The organism is Kitasatospora sp. NPDC093550, from assembly GCF_044764985.1.
In the GTDB taxonomy this organism is placed as follows: domain Bacteria; phylum Actinomycetota; class Actinomycetes; order Streptomycetales; family Streptomycetaceae; genus Kitasatospora.
The window spans coordinates 1-14,714 of sequence record NZ_JBIWJF010000049.1 but is presented as its reverse complement, the minus strand read 5'-3'; the positions used below and the strand labels follow the sequence as shown (position 1 = coordinate 14,714).

At 75.2% G+C, this 14,714-nt stretch carries 11 protein-coding genes; 1 reads left to right on the top strand and 10 read right to left on the bottom strand.

The window, feature by feature from the left end; all coding sequences use genetic code 11:
- Positions 1–38: 38 nt before the first annotated feature.
- The 10 genes from ACIRD3_RS38685 to rimP all read right to left on the bottom strand — a co-directional run bounded on the left by ACIRD3_RS38685 (position 39) and on the right by rimP (position 13,325).
- Positions 39–983, bottom strand: coding sequence for a bifunctional riboflavin kinase/FAD synthetase (locus tag ACIRD3_RS38685; RefSeq protein ID WP_402226353.1), 945 nt, complete (start codon positions 981–983; stop codon positions 39–41).
- 65 nt (positions 984–1,048) lie between these two features.
- Positions 1,049–4,675, bottom strand: a complete 3,627-nt coding sequence (locus tag ACIRD3_RS38680) for a serine protease (RefSeq protein ID WP_402226350.1) — start codon at positions 4,673–4,675, stop codon at positions 1,049–1,051.
- A gap of 193 nt (positions 4,676–4,868) precedes the next feature.
- A complete protein-coding gene (truB, locus tag ACIRD3_RS38675; protein ID WP_402226348.1) occupies positions 4,869–5,798 on the bottom strand; it encodes a tRNA pseudouridine(55) synthase TruB in 930 nt (309 codons plus the stop codon).
- Positions 5,799–5,840: 42 nt separating this feature from the next.
- A complete protein-coding gene (locus ACIRD3_RS38670; protein ID WP_402226345.1) occupies positions 5,841–6,944 on the bottom strand; it encodes a bifunctional oligoribonuclease/PAP phosphatase NrnA in 1,104 nt (367 codons plus the stop codon).
- 2 nt (positions 6,945–6,946) lie between these two features.
- Positions 6,947–7,390, bottom strand: a complete 444-nt coding sequence (gene rbfA, locus ACIRD3_RS38665; RefSeq protein WP_402226343.1) for a 30S ribosome-binding factor RbfA — start codon at positions 7,388–7,390, stop codon at positions 6,947–6,949.
- 153 nt (positions 7,391–7,543) lie between these two features.
- Positions 7,544–7,840, bottom strand: a complete 297-nt coding sequence (locus ACIRD3_RS38660) for a DUF503 domain-containing protein (protein ID WP_030289887.1) — start codon at positions 7,838–7,840, stop codon at positions 7,544–7,546.
- Positions 7,841–7,990: 150 nt separating this feature from the next.
- Positions 7,991–11,104 (bottom strand): translation initiation factor IF-2, encoded by a 3,114-nt coding sequence (infB, locus tag ACIRD3_RS38655; RefSeq protein ID WP_402226340.1) that lies wholly within the window; start codon positions 11,102–11,104, stop codon positions 7,991–7,993.
- Positions 11,105–11,333: 229 nt separating this feature from the next.
- The gene (locus ACIRD3_RS38650; RefSeq protein ID WP_402226338.1) at positions 11,334–11,627 is read right to left on the bottom strand and encodes a YlxR family protein; all 294 of its coding nucleotides are present in this window, start codon (positions 11,625–11,627) and stop codon (positions 11,334–11,336) included.
- Between the two features lie 98 nt (positions 11,628–11,725).
- Complete coding sequence (gene nusA / locus ACIRD3_RS38645) at positions 11,726–12,730, bottom strand: transcription termination factor NusA (RefSeq protein ID WP_402226335.1); 1,005 nt, start codon at positions 12,728–12,730, stop codon at positions 11,726–11,728.
- Positions 12,731–12,785: 55 nt separating this feature from the next.
- Positions 12,786–13,325, bottom strand: coding sequence for a ribosome maturation factor RimP (gene rimP, locus ACIRD3_RS38640; RefSeq protein WP_402226332.1), 540 nt, complete (start codon positions 13,323–13,325; stop codon positions 12,786–12,788).
- A 293-nt stretch (positions 13,326–13,618) separates the two neighbouring features.
- Here rimP and ACIRD3_RS38635 point away from each other — a divergent pair, with 293 nt between their 5' ends.
- Positions 13,619–14,512, top strand: coding sequence for a ferritin-like domain-containing protein (locus ACIRD3_RS38635; RefSeq protein WP_402226402.1), 894 nt, complete (start codon positions 13,619–13,621; stop codon positions 14,510–14,512).
- Positions 14,513–14,714 lie beyond the last annotated feature (202 nt).

Below are 14,714 nucleotides of genomic sequence, written 5' to 3'. Positions count from 1 at the left end.
GACCAGCAGGTCGGCGGGCCCTTCCGCGTCACCGGGGTTCAGGCCCCGTCGGTCAGCTCGCGGGCGCGCTTGACGTCGTCGGCCATCCGGTCCAGCAGCGCCTCGATGGAGTCGAACTTCTCCATCCCGCGCAGGTAGGCCAGGAAGTCCACGGCGACGTGCATCCCGTACAGGTCCAGGCCGACCCGGTCGATGGCGTACGCCTCGACCGTGCGGGCGGTGCCGTCGAAGGTCGGGTTGGTGCCGACCGAGATCGCCGCCGGCATCCGCTCGCCGTCGGCGGTCAGCCAGCCCGCGTACACGCCGTCGGCCGGGATCGCGCTGTGCGGCACGGTCTCGACGTTCGCGGTCGGGTAGCCCAGCTCGCGGCCGCGCTGCGCGCCGCGCACCACCTCGCCCTCGACCCGGTGCGGGCGGCCCAGCACCTCGTTGGCGCCCGCCATGTCCCCGGCCTCGACCAGCCGGCGGGTCAGGCTGGAGGAGAACGGCTCGCCGTCCCCGGCCGTGCCGCACACCTGCAGGTCGACCACCTCGACCTCGAAGTCGTCCGCCCGGCCCAGCTCGGCCAGCAGCGCGACGTCCCCCGCGGCCCGGTGCCCGAAGCGGAAGTTGGGGCCCTCGATGACGACCCGCGCGCGCAGGGCGTCCACCAGGACCTGCCGGACGAAGGTCTCCGGGGACTCCTTCGAGAACTCGGTGGTGAACGGCAGCACCAGCACCGCGTCCACACCGAGTTCGGCGATCAGTTCGGCCCGCCGCGGGTGCGGCGCGAGCAGCGGCGGGTGGCTGCCCGGGCGGATGACCTCGCGCGGGTGCGGGTCGAAGGTCACCACGACCGCGGGGAGGCCGAGCTCGCGGGCCCGCTCGACCGCCTGCCCGATGATCAGCTGATGTCCGCGGTGCACCCCGTCGAACGAGCCGATGGTGACGACGCTGCGTCCCCAGTCACCGGGGATCTCCTCCAGGCCACGCCAGCGCTGCACCTGACCGCTCCTTGTTCCGTACGGCGCGTACCCTCTGTACGCTCAAACGCTCAAAACCCGAACCCCTATAGCGTGCCATGCGCCTGCCCCGGCTCAGGCACCGGAATACGGGTTGAGCGCACCGGCGGCCGCACCGCCCGGTCCGGCGCGGTCCGCTCCGCCTCGGCCGCGGCGTACTGCGGGTCCCGGCCGGCCGCCGCCAGGGCCCGCATCCGGGCCAGCCGGGGGCCGTCCGGCGCGGCCGGGGCGACGTCCCGCGGCCACCGGACGAGCAGCCGGGCGAAGGCCGCGCAGCGGCCGGCACAGCGCACCAGCAGCTCGTCGGCGCCCGGCAGCGCGGGCACCGCCCGGGCCAGGACCGCGCGGACCCGGGCGGGCTTCTCGGCCGCGCAGTGCTCGGCCAGCCGCTCGACGGCGGCGGTCAGCACCGCCGGGTCGGTCTCGCCGGCGAGCAGGGTGTCCAGCAGCTCGCAGCGCAGCGCGTCCGCCGCCGGGTCCGCCACCGGCACGGACAGCACCTCGGCGAACGGACGCCGCACCGTCGCCGTCCGGGCGGCCAGCGCGGCGCCGACCAGCAGCCGCAGCTCCAGCCGGTCGGCCGGGCCGACCACGGCGGCGCGGGCCAGCCGGCGGCCGAGGTAGTCGACCGCGACCGGGCCGGCCAGCCCCGGGTGCGCGCGCAGCAGCCGGGCGGCCAGCTCGGCACCCCGCCGGACGGCCACCGGGGCGGCGGCGTCGGCCAGCACCCGCAACGTCTCGGCGGTGGTCGCGCCGGGCGTGGACAGTCGCTCGGCGAGTGCGGCCAGGACGGACTCCGGGTCGCTCTCCAGGGCCGGGGCGAGCGCCCTCGGGGTGAGGAAGGCGTCGCCGCCCGCCCGGTGCAGGGCGAGCGCGGCCGGGAGGTGCTCGGCCCTGGTCACCGGGTCGGCGACCAGCAGGGCCAGCGCGGCGCCGTGCAGACCGGGTTCGTCCTCGCGGGCGAGCAGGGTCAGCGCGGTGAACCGCAGCAGTTCGGCCCCGGCCCCGCTCGCGTACGGGACGGTCCGCAGTGCGTGCACGGCGGCCGCGACGTGCCGTTCGGGCCGCCGGTCATGGCTCCACCGGTCCACCGCGCGGCAGAGCGCGGACGGCTCCTCCGCGGCGAGCACGGTGAGCAGGGCGTCCGCCCGCGGGTGCGCGGCGGCGGCCAGCGCGTCGGCCAACTCGTCCAGGGCGAGCCGCCGGTGGGCGTACAGCAGGTCGTGCGCGAGGTCGGCGACACCCGTGCACCCGCCGGCGCCGGCCCGGCCCGGCAGGCCGCGCGGGTCGTCGAACCAGGCGCAGAGCAGCGGGAACACCGTGACCGGGTCGGCCCGCAGCCGTTCGGCCACCGCCCCGAGGAAGCGCTGCCCGGGGCCGTCGGCGACCACCAGGTGGCGCAGCAGGGCGAGTTCGGCCTCGACCGGCAGCCCGAGGCCGGTCCAGAAGGCCGGGCCGAAGCGGCCGAGCCCGGCGGCCGGGAGCGCGGCCGGCCCGCCCGCGGCGGCGGCCCGTTCGGCGATCCGTCCCGCCAACTGGTCGAGCAGCGCCCGGTGTTCGGCCGGGTCCGGGCTGGCGGCCAGCCCGGCGGTGAGCAACCGGGCCGCCCACCAGGCGGGTTCACTGCCGGGCGGGCGCAGGTCCAGCGCCCGCCAGATCCGGTGCAGCCACGGATCCAGCGCGGGCGCGCCCCAGGTCTCGGCCACCCGGCGCAGCGCGGCGGCGACCGGGCCGATCCGGTGCCGGGGCACGGAGTTCGCCACGGAGGCCCGGGCGGGCCCGGCCGGGCCGTCGGCGGGCGCGGGCGGCGTGTCCGCGGCCTCGCCGAGCAGCAGCCGCAGCGCCGCGTCCAGGTCCAGGTGCAGGCCCTGCAGCCAGTCGGCGAACTCGCCGTGCGCGAAGCGGAATCCGGGCCCGGCCGGGACGAACAGGCCCTCGGCGAGCACCGCCGTGGCCCAGCCGCCGTCGACCGGGAACAGCTCTTCGAAGGTCGCCCGGTCCAGCCCGCCCGGCTCACTGCCGAGCATCCGCCGGGCCGCCTCGTGGACCCGGCCGGCCACCGCCGCCGCGAGCCGGCGCACCCGCCCGTGGCGCGGCCCGCCGGGCCGGGCGGTGCCCCGCCGGTGGGCTCCGGGGCGGCGCGAGCGGCCGTCCTCGGTCAGCCGCTGGGCCACCCGCAGACACCGCAGGTCGAGGAAGGCGCCGAACAGCTCGCCCCGGCGGGCGGGCCCGTCGCGCAGCCCCTCGGCCCACAGCTCCCCGGCCAGCCGTACGGCCAGCGGGTGCCGGGCGTCCTCGGCGGCGGCCGGGCGGCCGGGCGGCAGCCCGTACCGGCGGCGCACCCGCTCGGCGGCCTCGGCGGGCAGCGGGCCCAGCCGGTGCCCGGCCAGGCCCGGGGCTCCCGGGCCGGCGCCGTCCATCCGCACGGTGGGGGCGCTGGCCAGGTCGCCGTCCGGGTGCGGCTCCTGCGCGCGGGCCGCGTCCGGTGTGCCGCCGCCCCAGGGCTCGGCCGCCAGCCGCTCCCAGAGCTCCTCGCCGCAGGCCGTCAGGAGGCGGGCCCCGCAGCCGGTCAGCCACTGCCCGGCGCCGCGCAGCCAGCGCGCGTCCAGCCGCGCCGGGGCCTCCTCCGGGCCGTCCAGGACGACCAGCAGCGGCCGCCCGGCCGCCGCGCAGAGCGCCGCGACCGGCTCCGGCGCGGGCGCCGGGGTGCCCAGTTCGGCCGCCGCCGCGGCCAGCGCGCGCTCCACCGGTTCGGCGAGCGAACGGTCCTCGGGGCGCAGGTCGGCGCCGCGCAGCCAGAGGGTGGGCAGCGGGTGCGCGCCGCCGGAGCGGCGCACGGCCAGCGCGGCCAGTTCGGTGGAGCGCCCGCTGCCGGGGGCGCCGACCAGCGCGGTGACGGTCGTGCCCGGCTCGTCCCCGGCCAGGCCGTCCGGCCGGTCCACCCGGTCCGCGGCCAGCCCGGCCACCCGCCCGGGCCCGGCCCCGGCGGCCGCCAGCTGGGCGGCGGTCAGCCGCAGCACCCCGGCGAGGTTGAGCGCCGGACCGTACGCGGGCACGGCCGCCGCGTTGCGCGCCAGCAACCCGGCCAGCGCGTCGGCGACCAGCACCGCCCCGCCGCCCGCCGCCACCGCGGGCAGCGGCCCGCCCTGCCCCCGCCCCCGGACGGCGGGCGCGGCCAGCGCGACCACCGCTCCGCTGCGGGCGTCCAGCACCGGCGAGCCGGCCGGCACCGCGACGCCGGCGACCACCGGTACGTCCAGCAGCAGCACCCCGCCCAGCAGGTGACCGCCGTAGGCGGCGCCGGTGACCCCGAGCAGCCCGCAGCGCAGTGCGACCGCCCGGCCGTCCTCGCCCACCAGGGCGGGCAGCAGCACCTCGTGCCCGGCCCCGACGGCGGCCACCGGCAGCGGCGGCACCGGCACCCCGCCGACCGCGTCGGTGCGCAGCAGCGCGAGTCCGTGCTCGGGCAGCGGCAGGACGGCGTCCGGGCCGAGCACCCGGGTCTGCCCGCCCGGGGTGTGCAGGACGACCCGGTCCAGCCCGGCCACGCTCTCGTGCGCCGTGAGCACGCCGCCCTGCGGGTCGGCCACGAACCCTAAGCCGTGCAGCCGCCCGTTGAGGTCGCGGATCCGCAGCAGGAACCGCCCCGGATCGCCCTCCGAGAACCCCGCCATGAATGCCCCCTCGACCGTCGCTCGCTCACCGCCGGGAGCCTGCCCGCCGAGGGGGCGGCCCGACCGCGCCCGCGCCGCTCACCACGGTCGTTCACCTCTCGCGCTCCCCCGAACCGGTGAATGCGCCCCCACGGGAAAACCCCCGCCGGGAGGAATCTCCCGACGGGGGGTCACGAGCGGTCGTGCGGGGCCGTCAGCCGACGAACACCGCGACCGGCTTCGCCTGCCCGCCCTTCTCCTCCACCAGCGCGAGGAAGCGCCCGTCCGGCCCGAACACCGCGATCGGTCCCTCCGCGCCCAGCCCGGGCGCCTTGAGCCGGGCGCCGTGCGACAGCTTCTCCGCCGAGGCCTCGTCCAGGTCCCAGCGCGGGAAGGCGGCCGCGGCGGCCTCCCCGATCGGCAGCACCTGCAGTCCCTCGGGGGCGTCGCCGGTGACCGCGGCCTCCAGCTGCTCCAGGGTGTGCGCCGACTCCACCCCGTACGGCCCGACCTTGGTGCGCCGCAGCGCCGTCAGGTGCCCGCCGACGCCCAGCCCGGCGCCCAGGTCCCGGGCGAGGGCCCGGATGTAGGTGCCGGAGGAGCACTCGACGGTCACGTCCAGGTCGATCACCGGCGTGCCGTCCTCGGCGACCGCCGCGCGCTGCTCGTGCACGCGGAAGGAGTGGATCGTGGTCGGCCGGGCCGCGAGCTCGAAGTCCTCGCCCTCGCGCACCCGCGCGTACGAGCGCTTGCCGTCGATCTTGATCGCGCTGACCTTGGACGGCACCTGCATGATCTCGCCGGTGAGCGCCGCGATCCCGGCGTCGATCGCCTCCCGGGTGACGGCGTCGGCCGGGGTGGAGGCGGTGACCTCACCCTCCCGGTCGTCGGTGACGGTGGTCTGGCCGAGCCGGATGGTCGCCTCGTACGTCTTGGCGGTGAGCATCAGGTGGCCGAGCAGCCGGGTGGCCCGCTCGACGCCGATCACCAGCACGCCGGTCGCCATCGGGTCCAGCGTGCCCGCGTGCCCGACCTTCCGGGTCCCGGCCAGCCACCGCAGCTTGGCGACGACCCCGTGGGAGGTGATGCCCTCGGGCTTGTCCACGATCACCAGGCCGTCCGGGCCGGTGCCTTTGCGCTTCATCGAGTTCTTTCTCTGAAAACTTCGGACAACGTCAGCAGGGGGTCACCGTAGCGGCCGCAGCGCGCCGCGGAACCGCTCGACCACCGCGGCCACGTCCTCCCGGACGCTGAATCCGGCCGCGTAGACGTGCCCCCCACCGCCCAGTTCGGCACAGGCCGCGGCGACGTCCACCGCTCCCTTGGAGCGCGAGGAGCCGCGCAGCGTGCCGTCCGGGTCCTGCTTGAGCACCAGCGCCACCTCGGCCTCGGCCGGGCGGCGCAGGATGTCGATCAGCCCCTCGATCTCCTCGACCGTGACGCTGAACAGCGCCAGGTCCTGGTACGGCACCCAGGTCCACACCAGGCCCAGGCCGCCGGCCGCCTCCGGCTCGTAGACGGCGCGGTCGAGCGCGCCCGCGAGCACCTTGAGGTAGCCGAAGGAGGAGGTGTCCCACAGCTGCCGGGAGATCAGGTCGTGCCGGATGCCGGTGGCCAGCAGCCGGCCGGCGAGTTCGTGGGTGGCGGGCGTGGTGGCGCGGTACTTGAACGAGCCGGTGTCGGTGGCGACGCCGGTGTAGAGGCAGGTGGCCAGGTCCGGGTCGAGCCCGACGCCGAGCCGGCGCAGCAGTTCGTCGACCAGCACGGCGGTGGCCGGTGCGGTCGGGTCGATCAACTGGTGGGTGCCGAAGCCCGGGTTGGAGGCGTGGTGGTCGAACACCACCAGGACCGGCGCGGCGAAGGCCTTGTCGTGCAGCAGGCCGAGCCGGCTCTCCGCGGCCACGTCGAAGCAGAGCACCAGCTCCGGCACGTCCGGCACCTCGGCGGCCGGCACGATCAGCTCCTGGCCGGGCAGGAAGGCCAGCGACTCGGGCACGATCTGCGGGTCGTCGCCGAACGAGACCCGCACCTCCTTGCCGAGCGCGCGCAGCGCCAGGGCGGCCGCCAGCGAGGAGCCCAGCGCGTCGCCGTCGGGGCAGATGTGGCAGATCAGGTCGATCGAGCGGGCCCGCCCGATCTCCGCCACCACCTGCTGCCAGACCAGCTCGAACCCGCTCTCCTCGGCGCGCGGGCCCGGGAGCGCCGCGAGGGCACCCTCCACCGTGCTGGTGGAGGACGCCCCCGTGGTCGATCCGGCTCGCGAGGCGGCCTTCGCCGGCTCACCCGCCATGACTACTCGTCCTCGTCGTCACGCTCGGACGCCGGAACCCGGTACGGGTCCGCGTCGCCGGCGTAGGTCGCCCCCGCGGCCTGCGTGCGCACCTCGGCGTCGGAGAGCCGGGCCCGGTCGAGCAGGTCGTCGATGTTCCGGGCGTTCTCCGGCAGCGCGTCCGCGACGAAGGTCAGCGACGGGGTGAAGCGCACCCCGGTCTGCTTGCCGACCTCGGAGCGGAGCACGCCCTTGGCGCTCTCCAGCGCGGCCGCGGTGGCCTGGCGCTCGGTCTCGTCACCGAAGACGGTGTAGAAGACGGTGGCCTCGCGCAGGTCGCCGGTCACCCGGGTGTCGGTGATGGTCACGAACCCCAGTCGCGGGTCCTTGATCCGCCGCTCCAGGGTCTGGGCGACGACCACCTGGATGCGGTCGGCGAGCTTGCGCGCCCTTGCGGTGTCGGTCACGTTGCCTCCTCGTGCAGTGGGCCCGGTACCCGGGCGAGCTGCGCACCCGTCGGGGCCCACGCCCCAAAGTACCGGCCCGCGCCCGGCCTTGCGGGCGCTCTCGGTCCTGATCTGTGTGAGAACGGCGACTTCCGCCGGCCGGCTCCACAGCTCTCATTCGTCGTCGTCGTTGTGGTACCTCCTCCTCGCGGAGAGGAGCTGCACCTCGGGGCGGCCGGCGACCAACCGCTCACAGCTGTCCAGGACCTCGGTGACGTACCCGGCTTCGCCGGACACCACCGCGAGGCCGATCTCGGCCCGGCGGTGCAGATCCTGGTTCCCGGTCTCGGCAGCGCACACGCTGTACTTGCGCTGCAGTTCGGCCACGATGGGCCGCACGATCGAACGCTTCTCCTTGAGCGAGTGGACGTCGCCCAGCAGCAGGTCGAAGGTGAGTGTTCCGACGAACATGTGTGACAGGTCTCGCCGACCTGGAAGGCCTCGGGGGGCAGCCCGGCAAGGGCCGGCGCCGCTACGTCTGACTACCTCCGGACCCTACACAGCGAGACCGGGGCCGGTCGACGGAAATACCACCCGTCGACCGGCCCCGGCTGACACCGACTAGGCGCGCGGCTTCTCGCGCATCTCGTAGGTCTCGATGATGTCGTCGACCTTGATGTCGTTGAACGACCCCAGGGTCACACCGGCCTCGAAGCCCTCGCGGACCTCGGTCGCGTCGTCCTTGAAGCGGCGCAGACCCTCGATGGAGAGGTTCTCCGCCACGACCTTGCCGTCGCGCAGCAGGCGGGCCTTGGCGTTGCGGCGGATGATGCCGTCGCGGACCAGGACACCGGCGATGTTGCCGAACTTGGAGGAGCGGAAGACCTCGCGGATCTCCGCGGCGCCGAGGCGCACCTCCTCGTACTCCGGCTTGAGCATGCCCTTGAGGGCGTTCTCGATCTCCTCGATCGCCTGGTAGATGACCGAGTAGTACCGGACGTCCACGCCTTCCTTCTCGGCCGCGGTGCGCGCACGGCCTTCGGCGCGCACGTTGAAGCCGATGATGATGGCGTCCGAGCCCATCGCCAGGTCCACGTCGGACTCGGTGATGGCACCCACACCGCGGTGCAGGACCCGGAGCTCGACCTCCTCGCCCACGTCCAGCTTGACGAGGGCGTCCTCGAGGGCCTCGACCGAACCGGAGACGTCACCCTTGATGATGAGGTTGAGCTGCTCGATGGAGCCGGCGGCGATGGCCTTGTCCAGGTCCTCCAGGGACACCCGGACCCGACGCTGCGCGAAGGCGGCGTTGCGGTCGCGGGCCGAGCGCTTCTCGGCGATCTGACGGGCGGTGCGGTCCTCGTCGACGACGATGAAGCTGTCGCCGGCGCGGGGCACCGAGGTCAGACCGAGCAGCAGCACCGGGCGGGACGGGCCGGCCTCGGAGAGGCTGTTGCCGTTCTCGTCCAGCATCGCGCGGACGCGGCCGTAGGCGTCGCCCACGACGATCGAGTCGCCGACGCGGAGGGTACCGCGCTGGACGAGCACGGTCGCCATGGCGCCGCGGCCCTTGTCCAGGTGCGCCTCGATGGCGATACCCTGCGCGTCCTGCTCGGGGTTGGCCCGCAGGTCCAGCGAGGCGTCCGCGGTCAGGACCACGGCCTCCAGCAGCTGGTCGATGTGCAGGCCCTGGCGGGCGGAGATGTCGACGAACATGGTGTCGCCGCCGTACTCCTCGGCCACCAGGCCGAACTCGGTCAGCTGACCGCGGACCTTGGTCGGGTCGGCGCCCTCGACGTCGATCTTGTTGACGGCGACCACGATCGGCACACCGGCGGCCTTGGCGTGGTTCAGCGCCTCGACCGTCTGCGGCATGACACCGTCGTTGGCCGCGACCACCAGGATCGCGATGTCGGTGGACTTGGCACCACGGGCACGCATGGCGGAGAACGCCTCGTGACCCGGGGTGTCCAGGAAGGTGATCGGACGCTGCTCGCCGTTCACCTCGGTGACGACCTGGTAGGCACCGATGTGCTGGGTGATGCCACCGGCCTCGCCGGCCACCACGTTGGACTTGCGGATCGCGTCCAGCAGGCGGGTCTTACCGTGGTCGACGTGACCCATGACGGTGACGACCGGCGGGCGCGGGGCCAGCTGGTCCTCGTCGCCCTCGTTCGCGCCGAAGTCGATGTCGAACGACTCCAGCAGCTCGCGGTCCTCGTCGTCCCGGCTGACGATCTCCAGCTGGAAGCCCATCTCGTCGGCCAGCAGCTGCAGCGTGGCGTCGGAGACCGACTGGGTCGCGGTGACCATCTCACCGAGGTTGAACATGACGGAGACGAGCGCGGCCGGGTTGGCGTTGATCTTCTCCGCGAAGTCCATCAGCGAGGCGCCGCTCGACAGGCGAACGGTCTGGCCGTTGCCGCGAGGCAGCATCACACCGCCGACGGACGGGGCCTGCATGGCCTCGTACTCCTGGCGCTTCGCCCGCTTCGACTTGCGACCGCGCGCCGGGCGACCGCCCGGGCCACGACCGAAGGCGCCCTGCGTGCCACCACGGGCACCCGGGCCGCCGGGACGACCGCCGAAGCCGCCGGGACGCGGGCCGAAGCCGCCGCCGCCACCCGGGGCACCGCCACCGGGACGCGGGCCGCCGAAGCCGCCGCCACCGGCCGGACGCGAGCCCGGACCGGCCGGACGACCCTGGAAGCCCGGACGGGCGCCACCGGCACCCGGACCACCCGGACGGCCACCGGGGCCACCCGGACCACGGCCACCCGGACCCGGACGCGGGCCGGCCGGACGCTGCGGCATCATGCCCGGGTTCGGGCGCGGCATGCCGGACGGGGTCGGGCCACCGGGACGCGGCGCGGCCGGACGGGGCATGCCGTCGGGACGCGGGGCACCACCCGGACGGGGGGCACCGGCACCGGGAGCACCGGGACGCGGGGCACCACCGGGACGCGGCGCACCGGCACCCGGAGCACCGCCCGGACGCGGACGGTCGCCACCCGGACGCGGCGCACCGGCACCCGGGGCACCGGCGGGACGCGGACGGTCGCCGCCCGGACGCGGACGGTCGCCACCCGGACGCGGCGCACCGGCACCCGCGGCACCACCCGGCGCACCCTGGCGACGGTCGCCGGGGCGACCCATGCCGGTGGCGCTGCCCGAGGTGAACGGGTTGTTGCCCGGACGCGGGCCGGCCGGACGCGGGCCCGGACGGGCACCGCCGGTGGCCTGACCACCCTGGCGCGGAGCCTGGGCAGCCGGACGCGGGGCGTCACCGGCCGGAGCCGGCGAGGAGAACTCGGCCGCGGGCGCGGCCGGGGCCGCCGGAGCGGCGGGACGCGCGGCCGGGCGCGGACCCGGAGTCGGACCGGCCGGCTTCGGGGCGGCGGGGGCGGCCGGGGCGGCGGGAGCCGCGGCGGCCGCCGGGGTCGGACGGGGACCGGGGGTCGCGCTGGGGCGCGGACCCGGGGTCGGGGCACCCGGCTTCGGGGCACCCGAGCCGGAGGGGGAGGGCGCCGCGGTCTTCCGCGGGCCCGGCTTGGCAGTGGAACCACCACCGGTGGGGGACACACCAAGCGCGTCAGTCAACTTGCGCACGACCGGCGCCTCGATCGTCGAGGACGCCGAACGGACGAACTCACCGAGCTCGGTGAGCTTGGCCATGACGGCCTTGCTCTCCAAGCCAAGCTCCTTGGCGAGTTCGTAAACCCGGACCTTAGCCACTTCACTCCTGTCTATGAGTCCGGGGGTCTCGTCCGCCGGACTGTCGCTACTTCATGGGCGTACCCATCGCGTACTCATCGCGTACTCATCGAGTGCTCATCGCAATCTCGACCTACTTCCACATCGCGAGGTACCTGACTGGTGGCACGGCGCGCGGCTGCCCGAGCGCTGTGCTTGTTGCGGTGGTTCTCCGCCGCGTGGAGCGGCGGCCGTCGCGGGAGGCGGCCGTCTAGGAGGCTCCGCCTGCCCGCTCCTCGATGAACCCGCGGAGCCGCTCCGTGTCGAGCGCGCCCTGGAGCCGGAAGGCCCGGGGGAACGCCCGACGGCGGACCGCGAGGTCGAGGCAGGCCGGATCGGGGTGCAGGTGAGCGCCCCGGCCCGGCAGTGCGCCACGGGGATCGGGGACGCACTCGCCCTCGACCGCCGTGACACGCAACAGCTGGTGCTTGGCCGCTCGCTTGCGGCAGCCCACGCAGGTGCGTTCCGGGCGTGCTCGGACATGCGTCCGGCCAGACGAAGGCAAGTCTACCCCTCCGAAGCGACATGGCGCCGCCCCGCTGATCCCGGGGGACCGGCGGGGACGGCTATGACAACACCGACCACTGGCCGACGGCCACCCGATTACTGGGTGCGGCCGCCGTCCTCCGACTGGCCCTCGGTGTCCGGGCGGATGTCGATCCGCCACCCGGTGAGCCGGGCGGCCAGGCGGGCGTTCTGCCCCTCCTTGCCGATCGCCAGCGACAGTTGGTAGTCCGGCACGATCACCCGGGCGGAGCGCTGCGCTGCGTCGACGATCTCCACGCTGGTCACCCGCGCGGGGGACAGCGCGGCGGCGACCATCTCGCGGGGGTCCTCCGACCAGTCGACGATGTCGATCTTCTCGCCGTGCAGCTCGCCCATCACCGCGCGCACCCGGGCGCCCATCGGGCCGATGCAGGCGCCCTTGGCGTTCAGGCCCTGGCGGCGCGACCAGACCGCGATCTTGGTCCGGTGACCGGCCTCACGGGCGATGGCCGCGATCTCCACGCTGCCGTCCGCGATCTCCGGGACCTCCAGCGCGAACAGCTTCTTCACCAGGTTCGGGTGCGTGCGCGACAGCGTCACGGACGCCCCGCGCACACCCCGGCGCACGGCCACCACGTAGCACTTCAGCCGGGTACCGTGCCGGTAGTCCTCGCCCGGGACCTGCTCCTGCGGCGGCAGGATGGCCTCCAGCTTGCCGATGTCGACCAGCACGTTCTTCGGGTCGTTGCCCTGCTGGACGACACCGGTGACGATGTCGCCCTCCTTGCCCGCGTACTCGCCGAACGTCTGGTCGTCGGCGGCGTCGCGCAGGCGCTGCATCATCACCTGGATGCCGATGCTGGACGCGATCCGACCGAAGCCGTTCGGGGTGTCGTCGAACTCCTTCGGCTCGACGCCCTCGTCCAGCTCCGCCGGGTCCTCCATGGCCCACACGGTGACGTGGCCGCTCTTGCGGTCCAGGTGCACCCGGGCGCGGCGGCGCGAGCCCTCGGTGCGGTGGTACGCGGTGAGGAGGGCGGACTCGATGGACTCGACCAGCAGGTCGAAGGGGATGTTCTTCTCGTTGACCAGCGTGCGCAGGGCACTCATGTCGATGTCCACGGCTACGCCTCCTCGTCTTTCGTCACGTTCGTCATGGTCGTACGGCACCCGGGGGTCACTCGGCGCCGTCCTCCCCCTCGTCGAAGTCGGCGGCCTCGTCCAGGAGCTTCTCGTCTTCCTTGCGGTTGAACTCGACCTGGACCCGGGCCCGGGCCACCTCGCCGTACTCCAGACGGCGCTCCTTGGGACGGCCGCGCCCCTTCACCGGCTGCACCTCGACCAGCGCGCCGTCCTCGTCGGCCTCCAGCACCCGGGCGACGATCTCCCCGCCGTCCGCCAGGTGGATCTTGGCCAGCCGACCCTCGGCCCGCTGCCAGTGCCGGGGCAGCACCAGCGGACGCTCCGCACCCGGCGAACCGACCTCCAGCAGGTAGGCCTCGTCACCCATCAGGTCCGACGCGTCCAGGGCCTCGCCGACCACCCGGCTGAACTCGGCGATGGTGTCCATGTCCACGCCGCCGTCGGTGTCGACGTCGATCTGCACCTGCCGGCGGCTGCCCGCCTTGGTGACCCTGACGTCCTCCAGGTCCAGTCCGGCCTGAACGGCCAGCGGCTCCAGCAACGCTCGCAGCCGGTCGGTGTGGGTGGTGCTCATCCGGGTGGACTCCTCGGCCGCGTCTGCTGTTGTCAGAAGGTCGCCCCGCGCCCTCGGCGCCACACCGGGTCACGGCAGCTCGGCCCAAAGCCTAGCCGGTGAAGCCCCCAACCACCGATTCCGGACCATCCCGGACCGCTCGCGCACCACCCACTGCGAGCAAGCTCACACCGGCCCGCCCGGGCCCCGGCACCCCCGAACCGGACCCGGGAACGTGGGGATTCTGTAATCATTCACGCCAACGAGGGCAGGCGGGGAGGCCGTCCTCCCGTACACGCCCCGGAGTGACCCCGATGCAGCCGCCCAGCCGACGGACCTTCCTGGCCCTCGGACTGCTCACCCTCACCGCCTGCACCGCCGACCACCCCGGCCCCACCCCCGGCACCGGAGGCCTCCGCCCGGACCCGGACACCCCCGTCCGCCTCCGCGCGCTCGCCGCCACCGACGCCCTCCTCGCCGGCTACGACGCCCTGGCCCAGAACCCCGGCCTCCGCGCCGAGACCGCCCTCCACCGCGCCGCGCTCGCCGAAGGCCTGTCCCCCTCGGCCACCCCGTCACCCACCGCCGACCCCGCCCCCGTCGACCTGGCCGCCCTGGAACTCCGGACCGCCGACGCCCACCTCGCCGACCTCGACGCAGCCGGCCCGTCACTCGCCCGCCTGCTCGCCTCCGTCGCCGCCGCCAACACCCTCCACGCCACGATCCTGGGCGCCCCCGTTCCCCCGCCCCCCGCCCGACCCACCACCGCCACGACGGCCACCCCCACCCCTGCGGCCGCCCTCACCGCCCTCCAGAACGCCCTCGCCGCCGAACACGCCGCCGTCTACGGCTACGGCGTCGTCGGCGCCCGCCTCCCCGCAGACCCCCAGCGCGCCGACGCCCGCACCGCCTACGCCGCCCACCAGGCCCAACGCGACACCTGGCAACGCCTCCTCACCACCCTCGGCACCACCCCCAGCCCCGCCGCCGCCGGCTACCAGCTCCCCTTCCCCGTCACCTCCCCCACCGACGCCACCAAACTCGCCACCCACCTGGAAACCCGCCTCACCACCGTCTACGCCGACCTGGTCGCCGCCGTCCCCACCCCCCACCGCCTCCCCGCCGCCCAAGCCCTCCGCGACACCACCCTCCGCGCCCACCACTGGGGCGCCCCCACCACCCCCTTCCCCGGCATCCCCACCACCTGACGCCCATCCCCCGTCGGGCGCCGCGCCCGCACACAAACCCACGCGCACACCCACCCACCTCCCATCTCCCCTCCCCCTCCTCACCCGAGCAGGCGAGAGGGAGTGCCGCGGAAGGGGCGGCGCAGGGGGTGGCCCGGAGAGGGGCGTTGCGGGTGATTTTCAGACTGCCAACGGCGCCCAGCACTCATCCCACAGGGTCGGC